We start from the raw sequence: 23,183 nt of genomic DNA on the forward strand, positions 1-23,183 counted from the left end.
TCGGATCATGAGCACAGTGGCCCTCGGAGCGAAACGTCTGGCCAGTGTCATCGGGGACGGCCCGTGGAAGACACCGGCCTTCGAATCCCTGGCGGCGGCCGTGGCCGCAGCGATCACGGACGGACGTCTGCCGGTCGGTGCCAGACTGCCGAGCGAACGGGAGCTTGCCGTGGCCGTGGGCGTGTCCCGGACGACGACGGGCCGGGCCTATGCCCACCTGCGAGAACAGGAATTCATCGTCACCCGACGCGGTTCCGGCAGCATCGTCCAGCTGCCCAGTGTCCCCGGCGGCCGCATCGACCACCTGCTCTCACCATCCGGTGCCGATGAGACCGAGATCGACCTCACCTGCACAGCGCCCGTCGCAGCCCCTGAGATCCTCGACGCCTATGAACGCGCACTCTCGCGTCTGGGCGCCTACCTGCCCGGGACCGGCTACTATCCGTCCGGACTGCCGGTGCTGCGTGAACTCATCGCCGAGCGCTACACCAGTCGCGGTGCACCGACGGATCCCGACCAGATCCTCATCACCTCCGGTGCCTTCGGGGCGGCCGCCATCGCTGTGCGCGCGCTCCTCGACGTCGAACCGCATGAGGTCAGGAATCGCGGTGCGGCGCGGTCGACATCGCGGGTGCTCATCGAAAGCCCGACCTACCCGAATGCGATCGCCACCTTGGAAGGCGCCGGGGCCTCTCTGGTGACGTACCCACTCGAATTCGGTGCCAACGGCCATCATTGGGATGTCGACGCATTGGAGCAGCTGATCCGCCAGACCCGGCCGCGCAGCGCCTACCTCATCCCCGACTTCCACAATCCGACAGGCTCACTGCTGCCTGAGGACCAGCGCCCGCAGCTGGCCGATGCGCTCAGTCGGCACCGCGTGGTCCCTGTCTTCGACGAATCGCTCATCGACCTCGGGCTGGAGGAGGATTCGCCTCCGACGCCGATGGCGTCGCTCGTTCCCGATTCGGTGACGGTGGGCAGCGTGAGCAAGATCTGCTGGGGCGGACTGCGCATCGGCTGGATGCGCATTCCCCGGCACCGCGTCGATCACTTCGCCTCTTCCCGCCTCGGACTCGACCTCGGCGCCCCGGTCCTCGAACAGCTGGTGACTGTCGAACTCATGGGCAGCCACGAGGCCATCGTCGCAGAGGCGCGGTCCCGCCTGCGGGCTGCGCGGGACAGTCTGGCCGCGCAGGTCAGAGAGTGGCTGCCGGACTGGAAGCTCGTGATCCCACCAGGCGGTATGGCGTTGTGGGCCGAACTTCCCGAGGCACGGTCCGGGGTGCTCTCGATCGCTGCGAGGAACCACGGACTCGGTCTGGTCGCGGGGCCGAACTTCGCCCCGGCGGGCGGACTCGATCGGTGGATCCGCCTGCCGTATACGGTTCCGGATGCTGAACTCGACCAGGTCGGTCCGCGGCTGGCTGCTGCGTGGAACGATGCGAAGTCGATGGCCGGACGGGGACCGTTGGGGCGGGCTCGCATCGTCGCGTGAGCATGTCCTGCAGGAAATCTGCTGCTGAGATGGCACTATGGCAGACAACAGCGGACTCAATCACGATGAACAGTATGCGACGGCGATGACCGTCGAGGACTTCCGGACCAATATCGCCGAGGTGGAGCGCCGTATCGCTGCCGCGGCGGAACGCTCCGGTCGGGACCGCGCCGAGATCGAACTGCTGCCCGTGAGCAAGACCGTGCCCGAAGAGCGCATCCGACTCGCCGTCGCCGCTGGGTGTGCGAGATTGGGAGAGAACAAGGTCCAAGAGGCTCACCGGAAATCCGAGGAGATGGCCGATCTCGACATCGACTGGGCAGTGATCGGCCACCTGCAGTCGAACAAAGCCAAGTTCGTGGCGCAGTTCGCCAGCGAATTCCAAGCCCTCGACCGGCTCAAGGTCGCCAGAGCACTCGACCGCAGACTCGAAGCCGAAGGACGCAGCCTCGACGTGTACGTGCAGGTCAACACCTCTACCGAGGACTCGAAATTCGGAATGCCGCCGGAAGAGCTGCCCGCATTCCTCAAAGAGGTCCAGGCCTTCGAGACGCTCAAGGTGCAGGGTCTGATGACCCTGGCGATCTTCTCAGCCGACATCGACCGCGTCCGGCCCTGTTTTCAGACGCTGCGCACACTGCGTGACCAGGTCCGCGACACCGATGCTGAGCTGCTGGGCCCCGGGCGTCTGTCGATGGGCATGTCCGGTGACTTCGAAGTCGCCATCGAAGAGGGCGCGAACTGTGTGCGCGTCGGCCAAGCGATCTTCGGCAAGCGCTCCCTGCCGGATTCCTACTACTGGCCCGACACACACTGACTCTCAGGGGCCGATAGGTGCACAGTTCGACCCTGCAGGTGCTGGTGTGGTTCGGCGGAGCGGTGCTCGGAGGCATCCTCGGTGTTGGGATCGCTGGCTTCGCCGGCCTCGCCGAAGCGGCACTGACCCCGTGCCTCATCGCACTGCTCTTCCTCACGTTCTTGGAGCTTCCGTTCGACTCGGGTCTGCGTGCTCTTCGTGATCGTCGTTTCCTCGCACTTGTGGCCGGGATGAACTTCGTCGTCGTTCCCGCGGTCGTCGCTGGTCTCATCGCGGTCTTCGACATTGCTGATCCGATCGTGCCCGCAGTGCTCATCGTTCTGCTGTGCCCGTGCATCGACTACGTCATTGCGTTCACGCGAGCTGCCGGAGGTGCCGCCGACCAGCTGCTGATGCTCACCCCGATGCTGATGATCGCTCAGCTGCTGTTGCTGCCGGTCCTGCTGTGGGCGATCACCGGCGGGCGAACGAGCATCGATCTGCCGATTCGGCCCCTGGGCGAAGCGCTGCTGCTGTTCATCGTCATTCCGCTCATCGCCGCCGTCCTGGTTCGCACCCTAGCCCGCAGACAGCCCCGGGTGGATCGCGTCGTCGAATCGGCCGCAAAGCTGATGGACCCGGTGATGGCCCTGACTCTGCTAGTCATCACTGCCTCGGTCATTCCGGTGATCGCTGGTTCTGCTGGGCATTTGGGCACTGCGGCGTTGGTCTTCGCAGTCTTCGCGGTCGTGATGGCGGTCGCCGGGTGGATCCTCACACGCGCGACGCAGATGGCTGCAGACCAATCCCGAGCCGTGATCCTGTCCGGGGTGACTCGCAATTCACTCGTCATGCTTCCCCTCGTTCGGGCGATCACCGGAGAGAGGAGCGGCCCCGCCGCAGTCGTGACCCAGACCCTCACGGAACTGATCGTTCTGCTCATCCTTGTCCGCATTCTGCCTCGGCTGGTTCCCGCGACTGCCGTGTCCGAAAACCGCTAGTATTCCTGCGCTTCACGGCGGAGAATGGGACTATGTTCACGTCCGACCAGTGCTATCAGGCAGTCACCTCGCGTGACCGCCGGTTCGATGGCATGTTCTTCACCGCGGTGCGCACCACCGGGATCTTCTGCCGTCCCTCGTGCCCGGCGAAGACACCGAAGCGGGAGAACGTCGACTTCTTCGTCACAGCAGCTGCGGCCGCCGATGCCGGATTCCGAGCCTGCCGGCGGTGCCGCCCGGACGCCAGCCCGAATTCTCCACAGTGGGACACTCGAGGTGACATTGTGGCTCGGGCCGTAAGGCTCATCCGTGACGGTGCCGTCGACCGAGGGGGAGTCGAAACACTGGCCGCCGAACTCGGATACAGCACACGTCAGCTCGGACGCCTCATCCATGCCGAACTCGGCGCAGGGCCTTTGGCTTTGGCCCGCACTGAACGCGTTCGGACTGCCCGAACACTTATCGAAGTCACATCGATGCCGATGAGCGACATCGCCTTCGCCGCCGGATTCTCCAGCATCCGACAGTTCAACGACACTTTCCGCGAAATGTACTCGATCAGTCCCCGTCAGCTGCGCAGCCCCGGAACCGACCAACCCGTGGCCGATGAGCTCAACCTGAGACTGGCCTATCGTCCGCCGTCCGACTTCTCACATCTGCTCGAGTACTTCGCTGTCCGAGCCGTGCCCGGGATCGAAACGGTCGCGGACGGGGCGTACACCCGTTCGCTGCGACTGCCCCATGGCCCGGCAGTGATCACCGTGCGACAAGGAGCCGGAGATTTCGTCGATTGTCGCCTCCGCCTGGCCGATACCAGAGACCTCGGTAGCGCCGTAGCCCGGACTCGCCGAACCTTCGACCTCGATGCCGACCCCGCGGCGGTGGCAGAGACTCTGCGATCCGCAGGCTTGGCCCGCCTCGTCGACGACTGGCCCGGAATCCGTTCGCCAGGGCACAGCGACCCTGTCGAACTGGCCCTGCGCACCGTACTCGGGCAGCAGATTTCGTTGGCCGCGGCGAGTACTCACTTGGGGCGACTCGTAGCAGGAGCCAGAGAACCGCTGCCGCCGGAACTTGTAGTCAACGGCGTGGACAGACTGTTCCCCACCGCCGAGGCGATCGCTGCTGTCCCCGCATCGGACTGGGCTCTGCCAGAGAGCAGGATCCGCACAATTGCAGCTCTGTCGTCGGCTTTGGCAGATGGAAGCGTGGACTTGGGGGCTGGGGCCGACCGGGATGAAGCAAGCCGGAATCTGTTGGCACTGCCGGGGATCGGCCCCTGGAGCAACGGCTATATCCGGATGCGCGCACTTGGCGACCCCGATGTCTTCGTGGACTCCGACCTCGGCGTCAAGAAGGCGATCGCCGAACTCAATGAGACCTCAGCTTTCATCGGGGACTGGAAAGAGCTCTCGAAGAACTCCAGCCCGTGGCGTTCGTACCTCACCCATCTGCTGTGGGCCCATCACGCCCGCCGTGTCGAAAGGACACCCTGATATGACCACCTCGACGAACACCTCGTCTCACACTGATCCGACAACGGAACCGAGCGGAACCATCGGACTGCCGGTCGCCTCGGCGCCGGTGTATTCGACCATCATCGACACGGAGATCGGACCGGTCCTCCTCAACTCGGACGGAACCCACCTTACCGGTCTCTACCTCGACGTCTCCGAGGCGATCGATGCGCGCCTGCACAAGACGTTCGGCGTCGATCCGACACCGGCCGACGACCTCGAAATCTTCGAGCGCACGAAGGCCCAGCTGGGGGAGTACTTCGCCGGTGAGCGCACCCGGTTCGATCTGCCGTTGGCGGCAAAGGGCACCGAATTCCAGCGGCAGGTGTGGCAGGCACTGACTCAGATCCCCTATGGCAGCACCGCCGGCTACGGAGAACTCGCCGAAATGCTGGGCCGACCCGGCGCTGCGCGAGCAGTGGGCGCGGCGAACGGCAAGAATCCGATCAGCATCATCGTCCCCTGTCACCGTGTCATCGGCGCGGACGGCTCCATGACCGGCTACGCCTGGGGCGAGGCCAACAAGCGACACCTGCTCACCCTAGAAAACTCCCTCTAATTACTACCTGACGGCGGCCCAGCAACCTCGCGCGAGGTTGCTGGGCCGCCGTCAGGTAGCAATTGGGGAAGAGGAAGGGCCGGGAACCTTTTCGGATTCCCGGCCCTTCTGCGGTGGAGGTAAGGGGATTCGAACCCCTGACCTTCTCCATGCCATGGAGACGCGCTACCAACTGCGCCATACCCCCGCTTGCCTGAACAATACTACCCAGGTGCGGGTGGGAGACCAAATCGGCGGAGAGTGACGCTCGCCACATGGCATGACGCTGCTGAAAATCTGTTGGTGAAGTGCTCATCTAGGGTCGCTACACCCCCGCCAATGGTCGCTCCACGACCCGAGTCCCGTGAACCCGGGCCGTGACGAGTCGACTGCTCGAGGAGGATTCTCCACGGCGGCTCAGATGAACGGCCGGACCTGGCTGAGGTAGCGCACGATGTCCCGTTCGCGCAGTTCGCGCACACGCTGTTCGCGAGCGTGTTCGCGCAGGCGAGCCTGTTGGCGACGGGCTGCCTTGAGGCGACGGGTTTCCGCGGTCGGGGCCGGGCGGCGAGCCCACCGGATGAGCTTCATCCCGGTGGTCAGGGCCCAGCGGCGTGGATAGGTGAATGGGAACGTGGTCGACACAATTCTTCCTCGTGGTTTTCGGGCAGGGGATATCCGCAAAAGGGCAGGAGGTATCCCGGAATGATGGTGAGATAAACAGATTCCGAAAATGCCGTCTAATGGCAATGAATCACCCGAAAAAGGGTGCAATTAGCAAAGGCGGATAATTGCCATTGTCGCAATGGGCCAATGAGATGACTGACTCATTGAAACGGCAACGGAATCCGGAAGAGCTTTGAAGCCGGTATGGCCGGAGGTCAGGCAGAAGGCACACGATCGAACCGTGCGCGGACGCGATGACCGCCGGTCAGCGACCGAGCTCAAAGATGTCGGCGTGATGTGACCGGATCAGGACTGGCTGCTGGCGGCGCTACAGCGCCGAAGAGCATGCTGGAATGATCTGGACACGTGCCAGACGTGAAGAATGCCGGGTATCAGGCAACCGGTGGCTCAGAGGACAACGGTGGCCGGAAGCCAACCGGTGGAAAAGACGTGAGAGACGGCTGTGTCAGCCGACGAGTCCTTGTCCGCCAATCGGGCAGGCAGCATTTTCATGCCAAGCCGGTCGAAGGTCGGGGCCTGCAAGAAAGTTCATCATCGTCACTGCTCTCCTTTCATGGTCGTGGATCTCGTGGGGACGGCGTCAACGTCCGCTATTGTCAGGTTGCAATCAGGTTGATGTCTGCGAATCCGTAATTGCACTGTCGAATTTAGCACAGCTTTCAAGGCCGTGGGAGTTTTGTTCATTATTTTCCCAAACAATTTCACTTCGTCTGTACGTGCTTGAAAAGGGACTCTCGAAATCGTCAGGTCGATGCTCTGTTTGCGCCGACGTAGAATCGGGAGAGACGAGCATCAGTCGGACGCGCAGCTACAGGAGTTGAGAATGTCAGAGACCGCCACCACCAGACGTCTGGTCGTCGGATACATCGCCACGGATAGGGGCCGGGACGCGATCTCACTGGCCATTTCGATCGCGCGGTCCATCGATGTCGAACTCGTGGTCACCATCGTCCGACCGGAATCATCGACGATTCTCGCCGGCAGCGCAGTGCCGAAGGACGGTGCCGGGATCGTGGCTCAGCAGATCGACGACTGGCTTGACGAAGCCCTGGCCCTCATCCCCGATGACATCCACGCCAGAGGGTCGATCCACATCGCCTCGAACGAGGCCAAGGGCCTCATAGAGGTCGCAGAGAAGGAAGGCGCAGTGGGCATCGTCATCGGTGCGCGTGCCACCACCTTGATGCGACAGCTGCGCATCGGCACGGTCGCCTCGTCTCTTCTGCACTCGTCACCGGTGCCCGTCGTGCTCGCCCCGTCGGGGCGGTCGGATATCGGACCGATCTCGCGAGTGACCGCACTCTACGGTGCTCGCCCCGGGGCCTCGGCACTCATCGGTGCCGCCATCGAATCGGCTGTCGGCCTCGGCGTCGACCTCAGACTGCTGTCCCTGGTCGAGAACGACGGACTCTATGACGACGAGGTCGCCGAGATCACCGAATTCGCCGAACAGTACGGGGGAGCGGTGCTGGCAGATCGAGCATCAGAGATGCTGACCTCGGGCCGAGCCACGGTGAGAACCAAGGCCGGTGCCGACATCGAAGAGGCGGCCGAGACCATCGACTGGCAGCCCGGAGACCTCGCGTTCATCGGCTCGAGTCGCCTGGGCCGCGGCGGAAAGGTCGCGGTCGGTGCGCGAGCCCGCCGTCTGCTGCGTGTGCTTCCCGTCCCCGTCGTGGTCGTCCCTCGCCGGGCAGTGAGTCGCCCGCGAACCGCTGAAACCGACTGAGGTGCGGACACGACAATCACAGCGGACGGACATCCGGCTGGGCTCGCACAGCACGGCCGCGTGGCTCTACCCGGGTGACCGGCGTCGGCGTCCTCTGCTGATGGTGCATGGATTCCGCGGCGACCATCATGGAATGGAGCTGATCGCCGGCAGCATCACCGACCGTGAGGTGATCGTGCCCGATCTGCCCGGATTCGGGCTCACTGGTCCGCTGAACTCAGGCTCGTCGCTGTCGGCCTTCGTCGACTACCTCACAGCACTGCGCACCGAGGTCGGCAGACAGCGGGGCGTGAAGCCGATCCTCGTGGGGCACTCCTTCGGGTCGATCCTGGTCAGCCATCTCGCGGCATCGTACAAGGACGACGTCGACGAGCTCGTGCTCATCAACCCGATCACCAGCCCCGCACTGGAAGGCTCCGCGCGGTTCCTCACCGCGGTCACCCGCGCCTACTACGCCCTCGGTGCGCGGCTGCCCGAGCAGGCCGGCCGGTCCCTGCTGAGCAGCCCCGCGATCGTCCGGGCCATGAGCGTGGCCATGGCCACGACCCGCGATCCCGGGCTGCGTCGCTACATCCACGATCAGCACGCGCGGCACTTCTCGTCGTTCGCCGACCGGCGGTCCCTGTCGGAGGCGTTCGCGACATCCGTCGCACATACCGTCACCGAGGTGGCCGACCACCTGTTCATGCCCACGCTCGTCATCGCCGGCGACAGGGATGCGATCGCACCGATCGAGCCTACCCGCGCATTCGTCGCCGAACTCTCCGATGTCGATTTCGTGGAATTGGGCGGGGTAGGCCATCTGGTGCACTATGAGCGCTCGGTCGAAGCCGCCTCGGCGATCATGGATTTCTGTCACCGGCGAATCGTCGGGTGATTCGGCATGTGACAGGGCGACGAGACAGCCGGTGATTCGACGAGAAGGGCCGCTGCGCATCAGCGCAGCGGCCCTTCTCGTCGATTCTGAGATCAGCGTCGGGAGTCGCGAGCCCAGCGGTAGACGATCGGGACGAGGAACGCGAAGCTCGATGCGAGCAGACCGCCCCAGAACACCCAGAACTCGGTTCCCTCGGGTGAGGAGAACGCGGCTCCGAAGAGGTAGAGCCCGAACAGGAAGAGCACGAAGGCGACGATGAAGACGACGACATCGGCAAACGATGCGGAATTGCGGGTTCTCTTCGGGGCGGCGATATCGGACATGGTCTCCTCCGGCACAGTTTCTGGTGGTCAGCTGACTCTCAGCAACAGTCTACATCGCGTAGAGGACTTTGCTCATCTCCGGTCGTGGTCGGCGCTTCGCTCCGGGACCAGCCATCCGAGCAGCGCGGAGACGATCGAGACGATGATCGCGGCGAGGATGGCGGAGAAGAAGAACGAATCGATGGTGAAGACGAAAGGAGTGAACCCGCTGAGCCAACTCGTCAGCGCCAACATGATCGCGTTGATGACGATGGAGAACAGCCCCAGCGTCAGACAGGTGATGGGGGCGGAGACGAAGCTGAGGATCGGTTTGATGAAGGCGTTCGCCAACCCGAAGATGAGGCCGATGACAAGGTAGGAGATGATCATCGCCGGAATGGCCCCGGCCTGCTCCTCGACGACCCGGTTCCCTGTGATCGTCACACCCGGCAGAATCCAGGCGGCCACCCAGATCGCACATGCGTTGACGATGACGCGAGACAAGAAGTTCATAGTCGTCATCCTCGCAGACCGATCTGCGTTCTTTCTGAGTCGCCGATGGGAACGGGGTCTGTGCCATGGTGATGAAACTCAACGCCGCCGGGTCCGCTGCCGCTCGAATCGCGCGGACAAACGCAGTAGCCTGAAGACGAACCTTCCGGTTCGACTTTCTCAGACCATCAGACCAACTGCGTGCATCTACCGAGTGATTTGATCCAGGTCACCACGGCGGCACGATCTCCCGGACGAGCGGGAGCAGAAACTGGATTGATATGACAGACAGCGACATACCCGCCTCGACTCGGGACACGACCGCGCAGCAGTCCTCTCCGACTCTGTTCTCGGCCGTCGGACGCAGCTATTTCCCGATCGCCTTCGTCGCCCGCATGCCGTTCGCCATGATCGTCGTCGGTGTCCTCACCCTCGTTGTGGCCGGCCGCGGATCCCTGAGCCTGGGCGGAATCAACTCCGCCATGGTCGGACTCGGCACGGCCCTGTTCGGTTCCTTCATCGGGGCGGCCGCCGATCGTTGGGGGCAGCGCTACGTGCTGCTCATCGCCGGCATCCTCAACTGTGCGGCACTGACCTTCATGGCGTGGGTCGTCTTCAGCCCGCTGCCGGATGTCGTCGTCTTCATCGCCGCCTTCGCGATCGGCGCCACCTCGCCCCAGGTCGCCCCGATGTCGCGGTCACGCATCGTCGACATCGTCATGTCGGTGCTGCCGTCGCCGAGGCGGCCGAAAGTGCTCAATGCCACGATGGCCTACGAATCCGCCGCCGATGAGGTCATCTTCGTCTTCGGGCCCTTCCTCGTCGGACTCTTGGCGACCTTCTTCACCCCGGTTGCCCCCATCATCGGCGCGATCGTGATGACGCTGATCTTCGTCTCCGCCTTCGCACTGCACCCGACGGGGAGGGCGCGGCCGACCGGGAGGTCGAGCAGCCTCGGCGAGCGTGCCCCGGCCAAGGACATGTTCACCCCAGGTGTCTTCGTCATCATCCTCGGCGTCTTCGGCGTCGGAATGGTGTTCGGCTCGACGCTGACCGCCCTGACCGCGCTGACCAACGACATCGGACGACCGGAGGAGGCCGGTCTCATCTACGGGGTCATGGGCATCGGCTCGGCGGTGCTGGCGATCTCTGTGGCGCTCTTCCCCGCATCGTTCGCGCTGTGGGCCCGGCTGCTGTGCTTCGCGCCGATAATGGTCACCGGGTCGATCATCCTCGCGTCGACGGAGTCGATGCCGGTCATCGTCGTGGCACTGCTGCTCATGGGCATGGGAATCGGGCCGAGCCTGGTGACCCTGTTCAGCCTCGCTGCCGAACGCGCCCCGCTCGGGCGGTCGGCGACCGTGATGTCGATGGCGGGGTCGGCGATCATCGTCGGCCAATCGGTGTCCTCAGCGGTCAACGGCATCCTCGCCGAGGATCTGGGAACGGCCGTGGCGATGGCTGTTCCGGTGGCCGCCTCGGCGATCGTCCTGTGTGCCGGTGTGCTCAATCTGTTCGTCGACAGACGCGGCGATCGACGAGGCGACAAGCCGTCACGCAGGCGCGTAACAGAGGCCGATGAAGAGATCTGAATCACTCTGATTTTCCGCTTTTTGGGACGGCGTGTCCCGGGCATTGCCAGGTGTGACCACGGCAAAACCGAGGAGTAGGATGTCCGCTGGTCCATCGTGAAGTGCGCCACGGATCGTGGCCTCTCACACCACTACGGAATGTCTTCAAGCACCTCGACGACCGAGGCCGTCCGCAGCGATACCCGCTTCTTCGGACACCCTCTGCCGCTCATGCAGCTGTTCAGCCTGGAACTGTGGGAGCGATTCTCCTACTACGGGATGAACGGCATCCTCGCCATCTACCTCTACTTCAGCGTCACCGACGGCGGCATGGGGATGGAGCAGGGCACGGCCGTGGGGATCGTCGGTGCCTACGGCGGTGCCGTCTTCCTCGCCACCATCCTCGGCGCCTGGCTCGCCGACCGGCTGGCCGGAGCGGAGAAGGTCCTCTTCTACTCGGCCATCATCATCATGATCGGCCACATCTGCTTGGCATTCATCCCCGGCTACGGGGGAGTGGCGATCGGCCTCATCCTCGTCGCACTCGGCTCCGGCGGTCTTAAGGCGAACGCCTCGGCACTGGTCGGTGAACTCTACGAAGAGAAGGACCCGCGCCGTGACGCCGGCTTCACCATCTTCTATATGGGCGTGAACATCGGCGCCCTCCTCGGCCCGCTGCTCACCGGCCTGCTGCAGAAGAACATCGGCTTCCACTACGGGTTCGGGGCCGCCGCAATCGGCATGGCCCTGGGCCTCATCATCTACCTCACCGGTCGCAGCAGCCTGCCGCCGGAGTCCCGTGTCGCGGTCAATCCGCTGCCGAAGAACAAGCTCTACCTCTTCTTCGTGGCCGTCGTGGTCGTCGTTCTCCTCTCCGTCATTCTGTGGATGACGACGATCGTCAACCCTGAAAATCTCGATTGGTGGATCGCCGGAGTCTCTGCCGGTGCGGCCGCCTGCTACTTCATCGTCATGTACACCTCGCCGCAGACGAATGGCGACGAGCGCTCCCGCGTCCTTGCCTATATCCCGTTCTTCATCACCGTCGTCATCTTCTGGTCGATGTACCAGCAGATCTTCGGTGTTCTGACCGTTTACTCGGATACGCAGCTCAACCGCTCGATCTTCGGGTGGGAGATGCCGATCAACTGGATCCAGCTGATCCCTGCGTTCTTCGTCATCGTCTTCGCCCCGCTGTTCGCCACGGTGTGGATGAAGCTCGGACCCAAGCAGATCTCGACACCGGTCAAGGCCGGACTGTCTCTCGTGCTCATCGGCATCGGCTTCCTCATGTTCCTGCCTTTCGCTGAGGCCGGTCCCAATGAGACGCCGCTGCTGTGGGTTGCTCTGACCCTGGCCGTGTTCGTCTTCGGTGAGCTGCTCATCTCGCCGGTGGGACTGTCGTTCTCGACGAAGGTCGCACCGAAGGTCTTCCAGTCGCAGATGATCGCCGTGTTCTTCCTCGCCTCGGGTGTGGGAACGGCACTGTCCGGTGTGCTCGGCGGGTATTTCGACACTTCCAATCAGACACCGTACTGGCTCTCTGTCGGCGGTTCGACGGTCGTGCTCGGCCTGCTCGCGCTCACCCTGACGAAGCCGATGCTGAAGCTGCTGCGCGGAATCCGCTGAGTCCGCTGCCGCGCGAACAGTCACCACCGTACGCAGGTCCCTCCGAGTCACCGACTCGGAGGGACCTGCGTCATCCCGGGCGACCATCGCTGACCGAAAGTGTCTCTTCAGCGCGTTGCCGCCGGGCGTCGAGAGGCTGCCCGCCGCGACTCGGACTCTGATGACGGTGTCAGACGCCGATGAAGATGGGCAGCGCGTCAGGGTGGTGGGCGTGGACGATCGTGAGGAACACGAGCGCGTCGAAGAGCAGATGCACCGTGACCGTATAGGGCAGTGACTTCGTGCGAGTGAAGATGAAGGCCTGCACGAGTGCGAAGGGGATCGTCAGCAGCGGCCCGATCGACCGGTAGCCGAGCTCCCAGAGGAACGAGACGAAGATGATCGTGGTGAAGACGTTCGCCGTCCAGAACGAGAAGTGTGTGCGCAGCAGGGCGAAGACCGTGCAGATGAAGAACAGCTCATCCCAGATGCCCACGGCATTGACCCCGAAGAACAGTCGGACGATCTCCGACCAGTTCGTCAGCGGCGGCCAGTTGAGGTAGACCCCGGTGCGCATGAAGTACTGCGGCAGCACCGCCCACGCGACCACGACGACGAAGACCAGCCATGCCCACTCCAGCCGCGACCAGGGTTGGCCGCGCCGCAGCGGGAATTGGATCGTCCGGTCCTGGAAGACGTACCGGGTCACCAGCCACGGGCCGATGACGACGGCGGAGAGCACCACACCCATGCGGGCGATGTTCGTCCAGGAGATATCGGCCTCGACCGAAATCGCCGAGATGAGTGCGAGACAGGCGGCGATGATGCTGAGGTCTCTGGCGAAGCGCCGATTGACACTCCACGCGGTGACCAGAGCAGCGAGCATCGGAACGTACCCGAAGGCGCGGACCTGCGGAAACGTCGTTCCCACACCGAAGAGCACAACTGCCGAGACTGCCAACAGGGCAGCCGCGGCAGCCTCCCAGCTGACCAATTTCAGCTGTGAGGACTCGACGGTTACTGCTCGGTCAGTGTCCACGCTCCACACTGTAGACGAACCCGGCCCGCCCCGCACTGGATGACCCGACGCGACTCGCGCCGTATGGTCCGGTCCCGGCCGCACCGGACCATCGGGCCCGGCCGTATCGAATCGCAAGTAGGATCGAACCGAAGGAAGGACATCATTGGACCCAGAGGACTACTCCGAGCTCATCGCCGATCTGGCGCCGAGTCTGCACACCGAAACGACGCCGCTGCGCACCGCCGCCGGACGCACCACGGTGACGGACATCACAGCCCCGCGATCGGTGCCCGGCTTCGCCGCCTCGGCAATGGATGGGTTCGCCCTCGACGGCGCTGCCCTGAACGCCGCCCGCGACGGCACGTCCATTCGAGTCGTCGGCGACATTCCCGCCGGTCACGGCCCCGTCGCCTTGCAACCGGGATGCGCGGTGCGGGTGATGACGGGAGCTCCCGTGCCCACCGACACCGAGGCGGTCGTTCCCGTCGAGCTCACCGACGCTCAGCAGGCCGGTCCGGCCCCCGAGGCCATCCGGATCGATTCTCTTCCCGAGTCAGTGCCTCCTGGCTGGAACATCCGTGCAATCGGCGAGGACATGAGCCGGGGGACATCGTCCTGACCGCGGGGGAGCGGATCACCTCGGCCGGGGTCGGCACGCTCGCGATGCTCGGCATCACCGAGATCGGCGTCGTCCGCAGGCCCCGCATCGGCCTGATCGTCACTGGTGACGAAATCCAGGGTGCTGATCGGTCGGATGGGACCCTCACCGAGGCGGCCGCCGCCTCGGTGTTCAACTCGAACCTGCCGATGCTCGCCTCTGCCGTCCGCGGCTTCGGCGCCGAACCCATCGAAGCCACGAGCAGCGATGATGTCGACGAGCTGCGCCACAGACTTATGTCGATGCGGACTGAGGCCGACCTCGTCGTGACGACCGGCGGGATCAGCGCAGGTGCCTTCGAAGTCGTTCGCCAGACTCTGGAACCCGACCACTCGACCTTCCGCCGCTTGGACATGCGACCCGGATCCCCGCAGGGCTGCGGGCGATTCGGCACACTGCCGCTCATCCATCTGCCCGGCACACCTCAGGGCGCCTTCGTCGCGTTCCACCTCTTCGTCGGCTCGGTGCTGACAAGGAAGAGCCTGCGGCAGAGATGGCGGAAGGGCATTCTCGCCGGACCCGGCCTGAGGCCACACGCAAACGCCGTCACCGTCCGCCCCGGCAGTTTCACGGAATCGGGGGAGATCCGTGCCGCCGAACGGGCGAGACTCCCGAATTTCGCCGCCGCCGATGTGATCATCAGAATCCCGCGCCGCACCGATTCCCCGCACAGCCCTGAGGAGCTGATCGCGGGTACGGTCATCGACTACCTCGAGTGCTGATGCCCGACACCGGTGCAGACAGTCCGCGAACAGCACAGCCGATTAGGATGGAAGCATGTCCACGTCACGCCTCGCACCCGCCGACCGGGCCCGGTATGCTCGGCAGCTTCGACTGTCCGGGTTCGGTGAGAGCGCGCAGGCGGCGCTGCTCGACTCGCATGTCCTCGTCATCGGCGCCGGGGGGCTCGGCGCTCCGATCCTCAGCTACCTCGCGGCCGTCGGCATCGGCACGATCACCGTGGTCGATCCCGATATCGTCGAGCTGAGCAATCTGCACCGACAGGTCATCCACACCGAGGCGGCCGTCGGCTCTCGTAAGATCGATTCCGCCCGGCAGCGGATGAACGGGATCAACTCGTCGATCGAGGTCCGAACGATTGCCCAGCTGCTCACTGTGGACAACGCTCTCGACCTCTTCGACGGCGTCGACATCGTCGTCGACGGCAGCGACAACTTCGCCACCCGCTACCTTGCCAACGATGCCTGTGAGATTCGCAGGGTCCCACTCGTGTGGGGGACGATCCTCGGCTTCGACGGACAGGTCGCCGTCTTCGACGTCGAACACGGCGCTACCCTGCGCGACCTCTATCCCGAGGTCCCCGCCCCCGGCAGCGTGCCCGACTGCTCGGTCGCCGGAGTCCTCGGCCCCCTGTGCGGAAGCATCGGATCCGCCATGGCGATGGAAGCCATCAAGGTGCTCACCGGAATCGGCACACCGCTGTACAACAGCGTGGCGATCCACAGCAGTCTCGATGCCGGCTGGGAGACCGTCCCGGTGCAGCCGATCCCCGGTCGAACTCCGGTCACCGACCTCGAGATGCATCGCAGCGATTACACCCAGCACACGTTCGACTTGCTCGGCACCGACGACGGCACCGAGGGCGCAGCCGGCACGAACACCGGAGAGAGTCCTCTGGGGCCGGCCGCCGTCACCTGGTCGGAGCTCGACGAGACCTCCGTCCTCGTCGACATCCGCGAGGACGACGAGGTCGCCTCGGGGATGGTCCCCGGCGCCATTCACATTCCGATGGACGAGCTCCTCGCCGACCCCGGCAGGCTGCCCGTCGGGTCGGATCCCATGCAGCAGTCAGGGATCGCACTGTACTGCCGGTCGGGGGTGCGCTCGGCGAAGACCGCAGCACAGCTGCGCTCACAGGGCACCGCGGTGACCTCGGTCAACGGCGGATACCTCGCCTTTCTGTCACAGCCGACCCCGCAGCAGCGCTGACGAGGCGACCACCGGCCGGTCTGCTCAGAACCTCACCCGCCGGCGAACGGCGGGAGGACATCGACGGTGTCACCATCGGCCAAGTGCACCGACTTATCGGTCGCGGCCACGGAATTGACGAGGAAGCTCGAGCGCGACAGCACGGTCGCGGCTTGGGGGGCGGCCGCCTCGGCGAGGGTCGTGACGAGCTCATCGACGGTCTCGGCATTCATCTGTGATTCGCGGGCGCCGAAGGCCTCGCGGGCTGCGGCGAAGAACCGAACGGTGATGGTGGGCACTTATCCTCCGATGGCGCTCATGGGACGCTGTGGCTGCTCGAACGAATCCGTGTCCATCCCGTGACCGGCGAGCTTCTTCCAATGCGCACCCTTCCACAGGTTCGCAATCGAATCGTCCGAGGCCCCCTCGCGCATCGCGGTGAGCAGATCGACCTCGGTGTGGAGAACAGGCAGGTGCGCACACGACCCTCTGCGGTCAGCCGCGTGCGGGTGCAGTCCGCACAGAACGGACGCGTGACAGAAGCGATGATTCCGACGGTGCGAGGATCGTATCGGGACGGCGTCGATCGGCGACGAGGAACTTCTCCGCCGGGGCGCCGTTGCGCGGAGCCGAATCCGGGGTGAGTACGAAGCGGGGCTCGAGGAGGGCGAAGATGTCCGCGGCGGTGATCATCGACGTTCGATCCCAGGAATGTCCGGCATCCAGGGGCATCTGCTCGATGAACCGCAGACTCAGATCCTGCTCGAGGCACCACTGCAGCAGATCCGGAGCCTGTGCATCGTTGACGCCGGGCAGCAGCACGGCATTGATCTTCACGGGCTCGAGGCCGGCGGCCTTCGCCCGTCGATGCCCTCGAGCACCCGTTTGAGGAACGGACGTCGGGTCATGGACTCGAAGGTTTCCGGATCGATCGTGTCGAGAGAGACGTTGATGCGATCGAGTCCCGCGTCCTTCAGCCGTGCGGCGCGTTTGTCGAGCCCGATCGCGTTCGTCGTCAGTGCGATGTTCGGTCGCGGCTCCAGTGCCGCAACGCCGGCGATGATCTCGTTGATGTCCTTGCGTGTCAGGGGTTCGCCGCCGGTGAACCGGACCTGGTCGACGCCGAACTTCTCTACCGCGATGCGGACGAAGCGGACGATCTCGTCGCCGGTCATCGCGGAATCGCGGGACATGAACTCGACGCCTTCCTCCGGCATGCAGTAGGTGCAGCGCAGGTTGCAGAAGTCCGTGAGGGAGATGCGGAGGTCGCGAGCGCGGCGATCGAAGGTGTCGAGCAGTGCGTCCTCGGTGTGGCCGGTGAACTCCTCGCCGGGTCGACCGTCGGAGTTCTGAGCACCGGCATGGGCAGGCCGATCTTCTCCATTGCGTCATCCTCCTTGAAAAGCGTGTCGATATCATCGTCCCATGACTACTGCGAAGATGCACCGTGAGCGGATATCCGAGATGATCGCGCCCCTGACCGGTCGGTGAGCCTGCCGCTGAGTTCTCTGCTGGAGACGCCGAGGCGGCTGACCGCCGATGTGGAATCGCCGATCGATGTCCCCGGCTTCGACAACTCGAGCATGGACGGCTACGCCCTGGCCGCCGCCACCGTCGACGAGATGCGCGACCGCCCGATTCCCGTGCACGGGCGTGTCGCTGCCGGTGCACACGGTCAGCCGGTGCTGCCGGGCACTGCAGTGGAGATCATGACCGGGGCGCCGCTGCCTGCGGGCACCGATATGGTCGTCAAGATCGAGGACACCTCCCCGGGACGCTTCGGAGCCGATGCCATCACCCTCGACGCTCGTGCAGAACCACGCCCGGAACCTTCGTCCGACGCCGCGGATCCGACGTCCGCACCGGTCAGACCGTGCTGAGTGCGGGCACCTTGCTGACACCGGCCCACTCGGCGTGGCCGCCGCGTGTGGGGTGAACCAACTTCCGGTGCTCGGTCTCCCGCGCGTGCTCGTCGTGAGCACGGGTGATGAGATCGCCGCTGACGCGGCCGCCGGGATCAACGACGCGAACTCCGTGACGCTGAACGCCGGGCTGCGTCGCCTCGGCGTCGATACCGAGGCGGCGTTCGTCCCGACGACCACAGCAGCTGCTCGACCGAGTCCGCGACAGCGATGCGGAGCTCGTCATCTCCACCGGGGGCATCTCGAAGGGAGCGCACGAAGTCGTCAAGCTCGCGGCCGACCTCGATGCGGATTCTTCGATGACCTTCGAACCGATCGCCATGCAGCCGGGGGACCGCAGGGCTGCGGACGCCTGGCCGATCATGCGTGGGTCGCGCTGCCGGGCAACCCGGTGAGCACACTCATCAGCTTCGAACTCTTCATCCGGCCCGCCCTGCTCGGACTGGCCGACCACGACCGCCCCGCGAGGCCGGCCTCCACCGACTGGCACACGGATTCGACGAAGCCCCTCCGGCCGGAAAGCTGCAGGTGCGCCGCGCCAGACTCACCGACGCCGGTCTCGAATTCGTCGGCGACTCCCGGTCCCACCTGCTCCACAGCTATGCCGAAGCCACGCACCTCGTCTTCGTCTCACCCGAGGACGCGGGAGCAGACGATCCGTTCTCAGCTGTGGGAGATAGGCTGTTGACGTGGAAGATCGCATGAAACTCAGCCACGTCGAGCATCCGGAACCGCCAGATGGTCGATGTGGCGACAAGGACGTCACGAAGCGCCGAGCCGTTGCCTCCGGCTCATCACCATCGTGCCGAGGTCATCGACTCATCGCCGAGGCGGGGCTTCCCAAGGGCGATGCTCTGCCGTGGCCCGCATCGCCGCCGTCATGGGCGCCAAGCGCACCAGCGACCTCATCCCGCTGTGCCATCCGCTGCCCTGACGGGAATCGACGTGGAGTTCGAACTCCGCGAGGACGCGGTGGCCATCACCGCCGCGGTGAAGACCGTGTCGAAGACAGGCGTCGAAATGGAAGCCCTGACGGCTGTGACCACGGCCGCGCTGGCGATCTTGACATGATCAAGGCCGTCGACAACCAGGCGTCATCAGCGACATCAAGGTCGTCGAGAAGACCGGCGGAAGAGCGGAGATTGGACGCGGAGTCATGAGCACCGGCACAGTCGTGACCACGGGAGTCATCGAGTCCCGATTTCGACCCAGGAACTCGAACCCCAGGTCTCACGGAGACTGCGGTGCCGTCGTCAGCTTCTCCGGAGTCATCCGCGACCACGACGAGGGTCGGGGAGTCGCTCGTCTGCACTACGAATCCCACCCCCTGGCTCCACCAGATCGCCGAGGTGGCTGCGGACATGCGCCGGCACCCTGCGGTCAGGCTCTCCGTCGTCCACCGCGTCGGCGACCTCGAGATCGGCGATGTGGCACTGGCCGCAGTCGTCGCCTCAGCCCATCGGAAGGACTCCTTCCTCGCTGCTGCGAACTCATCGACGAGGTCAAGGCTCGGGTGGCGATCTGGAAGCATCAGCACTTCAGCGATGGCAGTGACGAATGGGTAGGAGCCCTCGAATGACCGACTGCGGATCAGCGAGCGGCACGGTTCTCGGCGTCAGCGATGACACCGTGCGCCGGTGGGTCGCCGACGGTCGACTGTCCAGCAAAGGACGCTCGAATCGGGCGGTGTCGACGGCAGTGAGCTCGCCGCTCTCGCTCAATCGCTCGAGGCTCTGCCGGACCCCGCGGAGTCGTCAGTCCTCACGCAACGCTTCGCCGGTCTCGTCACGGACGTCAGCATCGACGGAGTGATGGCCCAGGTCAGCATGCAGTGCGGTCCTTCCGGTGGTGTCGCTGATGTCGGCCGAAGCCTGCCGCGACTCGGGCTCGAGCGGCAGACTTGCGACCGCCTCGGTGAAGGCGACGATGGTGTCGATCGACACCGTTCCGAGTTCATGAGGACCGGCCGTGCCTGGCAGCACGCGAGCGTAGAGTCTCATAATCGGAGCTGAAGTCGACACGGAGTCGCATTTGCGGGTTCAATAGGAGTATGAAGAAACCTTGCTGGGGCTCTGCACCGTCGCAGCCCTGACCCTGACCGCCTGTTCATCGGGATCGGATCCGCACGCCGAGGCGGACGAACCGGAGGAGATCACCGTCTTCGCCGCCGCTTCGCTCACCGAAGTCTTCGACGACATCGCCGATGAGTACACCGCCGCCGATCCGAACGCACCAGACGTGAAGTTCTCTTTCGCCGGTTCCTCCGACCTCGTCTCGCAGATCTCCGAAGGCGCCCCCGCCGACGTCATCGCCACCGCCCGATGAGAAGACGATGGACACACTCGCCTCCGACGATCTGCTTGCCGGCGAGCCTGAGATGTTCGCTTCGAACACGCTCACCCTGGCCGTGGCCGAGGAAATCCGCAGGCGATCACGAGCTCCAAGGACTTTTCCGGGACCGACCTCGTCGTCTGCGCACTCAGGTGCCCTGCGGGCCGCACTCAGAAGTGGGCGACCTCAACGACGTCGCACTCGATCCGGTCAGCGAAGAGAACTCGGTCACCGATGTGCTCGGCAAGGTCAGCGCCGGCCAGGCCGACGCCGGAATCGTCTACGTCACTGATATCGCCCGTGGAGGCGGCAAGGTCGAACAGGTCGAGCTCGACGGCGCCGACCAGGTCATCAACAAGTACCCGGCCGCCGCTGTCAGGGCCAGCGAGAACCAGGACCAAGCCGACGACTTCGTGAAGTTCCTCGGTTCCGACACGGCCCAGAAGCTGCTGCGCGACGCCGGATTCGCTGCGGGCTGACCATGCCTGCGCCTGCTCCGATGCGTCGCGAGACGTCCCGGTCCGCCCCCGCGGCGACCAGATCGGAATCGCTCGTCCCCGGCTGGCTGTGGCTGCCCGCCGTCATCGGCATCGTCTTCCTGCTCCTGCCGATCATCGGCATGCTCACTCGGGTCGATGCCCAGAGTCTGCTCGCCGTGATCACGGCCGAGGAATCCCGCCTGGCGATGAGGCTGTCCCTGCTGACCTCGGTGACCTCGGCACTCATCAGCGTCCTCATCGGCTTCCCCCTCGGTACCTGCTCGCCACTCGGCGGTTCCCGGCCAGCGCATCGTGCGCACCCTCATCCTGCTGCCTCTCGTGCTGCCGCCGGTGGTCAGCGGTCTCGCGCTGCTCTACACCTGGGGTCGGTCGGCCATCCTCGGCGGAGGGCTCGAAGCGGCGGGCCGACCGTGCCCGAAGAGCGCATCCGACTCGCCGTCGCCGCTGGGTGTGCGAGATTGGGAGAGAACAAGGTCCAAGAGGCTCACCGGAAATCCGAGGAGATGGCCGATCTCGACATCGACTGGGCAGTGATCGGCCACCTGCAGTCGAACAAGCAAGTTCGTGGCGCAGTTCGCCAGCGAATTCCAAGCCCTCGACCGGCTCAAGGTCGCCAAGCACTCGACCGCAGACTCGAAGCCGAAGGGACGCAGCCTCGACGTGTACGTGCAGGTCAACACCTCTACGGAGGACTCGAAATTCGGAATGCCGCCGGAAGAGCTGCCCGCATTCCTCAAGAGGTCCAGGCCTTCGAGACGCTCAAGGTGCAGGGTCTGATGACCCTGGCGATCTCTCAGCCGACATCGACCGCGTCCGGCCCTGTTTTCAGACGCTGCGCACACTGCGTGACCAGGTCCGCGACACCGATGCTGAGCTGCTGGGCCCCGGGCGTCTGTCGATGGGCATGTCCGGTGACTTCGAAGTCGCCATCGAAGAGGGCGCGACTGTGTGCGCGTCGGCCAAGCGATCTTCGGCAAGCGCTCCCTGCCGGATTCCTACTACTGGCCCGACACACACTGACTCTCAGGGGCCGATAGGTGCACAGTTCGACCCTGCAGGTGCTGGTGTGGTTCGGCGGAGCGGTGCTCGGAGGCATCCTCGGTGTTGGGATCGCTGGCTTCGCCGGCCTCGCCGAAGCGGCACTGACCCCGTGCCTCATCGCACTGCTCTTCCTCACGTTCTTGGAGCTTCCGTTCGACTCGGGTCTGCGTGCTCTTCGTGATCGTCGTTTCCTCGCACTTGTGGCCGGGATGAACTTCGTCGTCGTTCCCGCGGTCGTCGCTGGTCTCATCGCGGTCTTCGACATTGCTGATCCGATCGTGCCCGCAGTGCTCATCGTTCTGCTGTGCCCGTGCATCGACTACGTCATTGCGTTCACGCGAGCTGCCGGAGGTGCGCCGACCAGCTGCTGATGCTCACCCCGATGCTGATGATCGCTCAGCTGCTGTTGCTGCCGGTCCTGCTGTGGGCGATCACCGGCGGGCGAACGAGCATCGATCTGCCGATTCGGCCCCTGGCGAAGCGCTGCTGCTGTTCATCGTCATTCCGCTCATCGCCGCCGTCCTGGTTCGCACCCTAGCCCGCAGACAGCCCCGGGTGGATCGCGTCGTCGAATCGGCCGCAAAGCTGATGGACCCGGTGATGGCCCTGACTCTGCTAGTCATCACTGCCTCGGTCATTCCGGTGATCGCTGGTTCTGCTGGGCATTTGGGCACTGCGGCGTTGGTCTTCGCAGTCTTCGCGGTCGTGATGGCGGTCGCCGGGTGGATCCTCACACGCGCGACGCAGATGGCTGCAGACCAATCCCGAGCCGTGATCCTGTCCGGGGTGACTCGCAATTCACTCGTCATGCTTCCCCTCGTTCGGGCGATCACCGGAGAGAGGAGCGGCCCCGCCGCAGTCGTGACCCAGACCCTCACGGAACTGATCGTTCTGCTCATCCTTGTCCGCATTCTGCCTCGGCTGGTTCCCGCGACTGCCGTGTCCGAAAACCGCTAGTATTCCTGCGCTTCACGGCGGAGAATGGGACTATGTTCACGTCCGACCAGTGCTATCAGGCAGTCACCTCGCGTGACCGCCGGTTCGATGGCATGTTCTTCACCGCGGTGCGCACCACCGGATCTTCTGCCGTCCCTCGTGCCCGGCGAAGACACCGAAGCGGGAGAACGTCGACTTCTTCGTCACAGCAGCTGCGGCCGCCGATGCC

General features: G+C 64.7%; 26 protein-coding genes, 1 tRNA gene and 4 pseudogenes. 22 read left to right on the forward strand and 9 right to left on the reverse strand.

The window, feature by feature from the left end; genetic code table 11:
• Positions 1 to 7: 7 nt before the first annotated feature.
• Genes yczR through CXR29_RS08075 form a run of 5 tightly spaced genes read left to right on the forward strand, consistent with a single transcriptional unit; the run spans position 8 to position 5,371 of the window.
• A complete protein-coding gene (yczR, locus tag CXR29_RS08055; protein ID WP_240811978.1) occupies positions 8 to 1,498 on the forward strand; it encodes a MocR-like transcription factor YczR in 1,491 nt (496 codons plus the stop codon).
• A gap of 37 nt (positions 1,499 to 1,535) precedes the next feature.
• The gene (locus CXR29_RS08060; RefSeq protein ID WP_127364298.1) at positions 1,536 to 2,315 is read left to right on the forward strand and encodes a YggS family pyridoxal phosphate-dependent enzyme; all 780 of its coding nucleotides are present in this window, start codon (positions 1,536 to 1,538) and stop codon (positions 2,313 to 2,315) included.
• Between the two features lie 17 nt (positions 2,316 to 2,332).
• Complete coding sequence (locus CXR29_RS08065) at positions 2,333 to 3,295, forward strand: arsenic resistance protein (RefSeq protein ID WP_127364299.1); 963 nt, start codon at positions 2,333 to 2,335, stop codon at positions 3,293 to 3,295.
• A gap of 32 nt (positions 3,296 to 3,327) precedes the next feature.
• Positions 3,328 to 4,791 carry an AlkA N-terminal domain-containing protein gene (locus CXR29_RS08070; protein ID WP_101593597.1) on the forward strand — a complete coding sequence of 488 codons (1,464 nt, stop codon included), beginning with the start codon at positions 3,328 to 3,330 and terminating at the stop codon, positions 4,789 to 4,791.
• A gap of 1 nt (position 4,792) precedes the next feature.
• The gene (locus tag CXR29_RS08075) at positions 4,793 to 5,371 is read left to right on the forward strand and encodes a methylated-DNA--[protein]-cysteine S-methyltransferase (RefSeq protein WP_101593596.1); all 579 of its coding nucleotides are present in this window, start codon (positions 4,793 to 4,795) and stop codon (positions 5,369 to 5,371) included.
• A 114-nt stretch (positions 5,372 to 5,485) separates the two neighbouring features.
• Here the strand turns inward: CXR29_RS08075 and CXR29_RS08080 are convergent.
• Together CXR29_RS08080 and CXR29_RS08085 are read right to left on the reverse strand one after the other, a co-directional pair.
• Positions 5,486 to 5,558: transfer RNA gene (locus tag CXR29_RS08080), tRNA-Ala, on the reverse strand.
• Between the two features lie 209 nt (positions 5,559 to 5,767).
• Complete coding sequence (locus tag CXR29_RS08085; RefSeq protein WP_101553991.1) at positions 5,768 to 5,995, reverse strand: hypothetical protein; 228 nt, start codon at positions 5,993 to 5,995, stop codon at positions 5,768 to 5,770.
• 865 nt (positions 5,996 to 6,860) lie between these two features.
• Between CXR29_RS08085 and CXR29_RS08090 the strand changes: the two genes are divergently transcribed.
• Together CXR29_RS08090 and CXR29_RS08095 are read left to right on the forward strand one after the other, a co-directional pair.
• On the forward strand, positions 6,861 to 7,766 hold the full coding sequence (locus CXR29_RS08090; RefSeq protein WP_101593594.1) for a universal stress protein: 906 nt from the start codon (positions 6,861 to 6,863) through the stop codon (positions 7,764 to 7,766).
• A 133-nt stretch (positions 7,767 to 7,899) separates the two neighbouring features.
• Positions 7,900 to 8,643 carry an alpha/beta fold hydrolase gene (locus CXR29_RS08095; RefSeq protein ID WP_241241640.1) on the forward strand — a complete coding sequence of 248 codons (744 nt, stop codon included), beginning with the start codon at positions 7,900 to 7,902 and terminating at the stop codon, positions 8,641 to 8,643.
• A 92-nt stretch (positions 8,644 to 8,735) separates the two neighbouring features.
• Here the strand turns inward: CXR29_RS08095 and CXR29_RS08100 are convergent, their stop codons facing one another.
• Positions 8,736 to 8,966, reverse strand: a complete 231-nt coding sequence (locus CXR29_RS08100; RefSeq protein ID WP_127364301.1) for a hypothetical protein — start codon at positions 8,964 to 8,966, stop codon at positions 8,736 to 8,738.
• A 72-nt stretch (positions 8,967 to 9,038) separates the two neighbouring features.
• A complete protein-coding gene (locus CXR29_RS08105; protein ID WP_025780928.1) occupies positions 9,039 to 9,458 on the reverse strand; it encodes a phage holin family protein in 420 nt (139 codons plus the stop codon).
• A 260-nt stretch (positions 9,459 to 9,718) separates the two neighbouring features.
• On the opposite strand from CXR29_RS08105, the gene CXR29_RS08110 reads away from it, so the two are divergent.
• Together CXR29_RS08110 and CXR29_RS08115 are read left to right on the forward strand one after the other, a co-directional pair.
• Positions 9,719 to 11,029 (forward strand): MFS transporter, encoded by a 1,311-nt coding sequence (locus tag CXR29_RS08110; RefSeq protein WP_101593592.1) that lies wholly within the window; start codon positions 9,719 to 9,721, stop codon positions 11,027 to 11,029.
• Between the two features lie 138 nt (positions 11,030 to 11,167).
• Entirely contained in the window at positions 11,168 to 12,637 is a 1,470-nt protein-coding gene (locus CXR29_RS08115) for a peptide MFS transporter (protein ID WP_127364302.1), read from the forward strand.
• 169 nt (positions 12,638 to 12,806) lie between these two features.
• Here the strand turns inward: CXR29_RS08115 and CXR29_RS08120 are convergent, their stop codons facing one another.
• Positions 12,807 to 13,655, reverse strand: coding sequence for a CPBP family intramembrane glutamic endopeptidase (locus CXR29_RS08120; RefSeq protein WP_240811980.1), 849 nt, complete (start codon positions 13,653 to 13,655; stop codon positions 12,807 to 12,809).
• A gap of 145 nt (positions 13,656 to 13,800) precedes the next feature.
• Here CXR29_RS08120 and CXR29_RS08125 point away from each other — a divergent pair, with 145 nt between their 5' ends.
• From CXR29_RS08125 to CXR29_RS08135, 3 genes are read left to right on the forward strand one after another with little or no spacing between them, the layout of a single operon-like run.
• Complete coding sequence (locus CXR29_RS08125) at positions 13,801 to 14,256, forward strand: molybdopterin-binding domain-containing protein (protein ID WP_127364303.1); 456 nt, start codon at positions 13,801 to 13,803, stop codon at positions 14,254 to 14,256.
• Positions 14,257 to 14,300: 44 nt separating this feature from the next.
• Positions 14,301 to 15,017 carry a molybdopterin-binding protein gene (locus tag CXR29_RS08130; RefSeq protein WP_127364304.1) on the forward strand — a complete coding sequence of 239 codons (717 nt, stop codon included), beginning with the start codon at positions 14,301 to 14,303 and terminating at the stop codon, positions 15,015 to 15,017.
• Positions 15,018 to 15,072: 55 nt separating this feature from the next.
• On the forward strand, positions 15,073 to 16,245 hold the full coding sequence (locus tag CXR29_RS08135; RefSeq protein WP_101553998.1) for a ThiF family adenylyltransferase: 1,173 nt from the start codon (positions 15,073 to 15,075) through the stop codon (positions 16,243 to 16,245).
• A 32-nt stretch (positions 16,246 to 16,277) separates the two neighbouring features.
• On the opposite strand, the gene CXR29_RS08140 is transcribed toward CXR29_RS08135, so the two are convergent.
• Entirely contained in the window at positions 16,278 to 16,523 is a 246-nt protein-coding gene (locus CXR29_RS08140) for a MoaD/ThiS family protein (RefSeq protein ID WP_127364305.1), read from the reverse strand.
• Positions 16,524 to 17,608 (reverse strand): annotated as a pseudogene (gene moaA, locus CXR29_RS08145) (GTP 3',8-cyclase MoaA).
• Positions 17,609 to 17,711: 103 nt separating this feature from the next.
• On the opposite strand from moaA, the gene CXR29_RS08150 reads away from it, so the two are divergent.
• Positions 17,712 to 18,104 carry a MoeA family protein gene (locus CXR29_RS08150; RefSeq protein ID WP_164742796.1) on the forward strand — a complete coding sequence of 131 codons (393 nt, stop codon included), beginning with the start codon at positions 17,712 to 17,714 and terminating at the stop codon, positions 18,102 to 18,104.
• Here CXR29_RS08150 and CXR29_RS17285 read toward each other — a convergent pair.
• Entirely contained in the window at positions 18,091 to 18,600 is a 510-nt protein-coding gene (locus CXR29_RS17285) for a hypothetical protein (RefSeq protein ID WP_164742797.1), read from the reverse strand. The two genes, CXR29_RS08150 and CXR29_RS17285, sit on opposite strands and share 14 nt — an antisense overlap.
• A 74-nt stretch (positions 18,601 to 18,674) precedes the next feature.
• Between CXR29_RS17285 and CXR29_RS17290 the strand changes: the two genes are divergently transcribed.
• From CXR29_RS17290 to CXR29_RS08165, 3 genes and pseudogenes are all read left to right on the forward strand, one after another.
• Complete coding sequence (locus tag CXR29_RS17290; protein WP_164742798.1) at positions 18,675 to 18,851, forward strand: hypothetical protein; 177 nt, start codon at positions 18,675 to 18,677, stop codon at positions 18,849 to 18,851.
• A gap of 175 nt (positions 18,852 to 19,026) precedes the next feature.
• Positions 19,027 to 19,217, forward strand: a pseudogene (locus tag CXR29_RS17905) (cyclic pyranopterin monophosphate synthase MoaC).
• A gap of 85 nt (positions 19,218 to 19,302) precedes the next feature.
• A pseudogene (locus CXR29_RS08165) lies at positions 19,303 to 19,711 on the forward strand (molybdenum cofactor biosynthesis protein MoaE).
• A gap of 189 nt (positions 19,712 to 19,900) precedes the next feature.
• Here the strand turns inward: CXR29_RS08165 and CXR29_RS17910 are convergent.
• Complete coding sequence (locus CXR29_RS17910; protein WP_164742799.1) at positions 19,901 to 20,146, reverse strand: hypothetical protein; 246 nt, start codon at positions 20,144 to 20,146, stop codon at positions 19,901 to 19,903.
• A gap of 61 nt (positions 20,147 to 20,207) precedes the next feature.
• Between CXR29_RS17910 and CXR29_RS17630 the strand changes: the two genes are divergently transcribed.
• The 6 genes and pseudogenes from CXR29_RS17630 to CXR29_RS17640 all read left to right on the forward strand — a co-directional run.
• The gene (locus CXR29_RS17630; RefSeq protein WP_241241641.1) at positions 20,208 to 20,471 is read left to right on the forward strand and encodes a molybdate ABC transporter substrate-binding protein; all 264 of its coding nucleotides are present in this window, start codon (positions 20,208 to 20,210) and stop codon (positions 20,469 to 20,471) included.
• A gap of 182 nt (positions 20,472 to 20,653) precedes the next feature.
• Positions 20,654 to 20,956 carry an extracellular solute-binding protein gene (locus CXR29_RS17635; RefSeq protein ID WP_241241642.1) on the forward strand — a complete coding sequence of 101 codons (303 nt, stop codon included), beginning with the start codon at positions 20,654 to 20,656 and terminating at the stop codon, positions 20,954 to 20,956.
• 585 nt (positions 20,957 to 21,541) lie between these two features.
• Positions 21,542 to 21,754, forward strand: coding sequence for a hypothetical protein (locus tag CXR29_RS17465; protein ID WP_206516265.1), 213 nt, complete (start codon positions 21,542 to 21,544; stop codon positions 21,752 to 21,754).
• A gap of 260 nt (positions 21,755 to 22,014) precedes the next feature.
• A complete protein-coding gene (locus CXR29_RS08190; RefSeq protein ID WP_127364307.1) occupies positions 22,015 to 22,389 on the forward strand; it encodes a bile acid:sodium symporter in 375 nt (124 codons plus the stop codon).
• Positions 22,346 to 22,975, forward strand: a complete 630-nt coding sequence (locus CXR29_RS08195) for a hypothetical protein (RefSeq protein ID WP_127364308.1) — start codon at positions 22,346 to 22,348, stop codon at positions 22,973 to 22,975. The genes CXR29_RS08190 and CXR29_RS08195 overlap by 44 nt, the downstream gene beginning before the upstream one ends.
• A gap of 92 nt (positions 22,976 to 23,067) precedes the next feature.
• Positions 23,068 to 23,156: pseudogene (locus CXR29_RS17640) on the forward strand (Ada metal-binding domain-containing protein); the annotation flags it as partial.
• Positions 23,157 to 23,183 lie beyond the last annotated feature (27 nt).

The sequence above is a fragment of the Brevibacterium linens genome (genome assembly GCF_003999335.1).
Lineage (GTDB): Bacteria > Actinomycetota > Actinomycetes > Actinomycetales > Brevibacteriaceae > Brevibacterium > Brevibacterium linens.

Bases quoted from the DNA above. Each gene is read 5' to 3' on its own strand.
- CXR29_RS08135 (WP_101553998.1), top strand. From the start codon at position 15,073: ATGTCCACGTCACGCCTCGCACCCGCCGACCGGGCCCGGTATGCTCGG.
- yczR (WP_240811978.1), top strand. From the start codon at position 8: ATGAGCACAGTGGCCCTCGGAGCGAAACGTCTGGCCAGTGTCATCGGG.
- CXR29_RS08095 (WP_241241640.1), top strand. From the start codon at position 7,900: ATGGAGCTGATCGCCGGCAGCATCACCGACCGTGAGGTGATCGTGCCC.
- CXR29_RS08105 (WP_025780928.1), bottom strand. From the start codon at position 9,458: ATGAACTTCTTGTCTCGCGTCATCGTCAACGCATGTGCGATCTGGGTG.
- CXR29_RS08115 (WP_127364302.1), top strand. From the start codon at position 11,168: ATGTCTTCAAGCACCTCGACGACCGAGGCCGTCCGCAGCGATACCCGC.
- CXR29_RS08130 (WP_127364304.1), top strand. From the start codon at position 14,301: ATGCTCGGCATCACCGAGATCGGCGTCGTCCGCAGGCCCCGCATCGGC.
- CXR29_RS08060 (WP_127364298.1), top strand. From the start codon at position 1,536: ATGGCAGACAACAGCGGACTCAATCACGATGAACAGTATGCGACGGCG.
- CXR29_RS17910 (WP_164742799.1), bottom strand. From the start codon at position 20,146: ATGAGACTCTACGCTCGCGTGCTGCCAGGCACGGCCGGTCCTCATGAA.
- CXR29_RS08110 (WP_101593592.1), top strand. From the start codon at position 9,719: ATGACAGACAGCGACATACCCGCCTCGACTCGGGACACGACCGCGCAG.
- CXR29_RS08100 (WP_127364301.1), bottom strand. From the start codon at position 8,966: ATGTCCGATATCGCCGCCCCGAAGAGAACCCGCAATTCCGCATCGTTT.
- CXR29_RS08070 (WP_101593597.1), top strand. From the start codon at position 3,328: ATGTTCACGTCCGACCAGTGCTATCAGGCAGTCACCTCGCGTGACCGC.
- CXR29_RS08075 (WP_101593596.1), top strand. From the start codon at position 4,793: ATGACCACCTCGACGAACACCTCGTCTCACACTGATCCGACAACGGAA.
- CXR29_RS08090 (WP_101593594.1), top strand. From the start codon at position 6,861: ATGTCAGAGACCGCCACCACCAGACGTCTGGTCGTCGGATACATCGCC.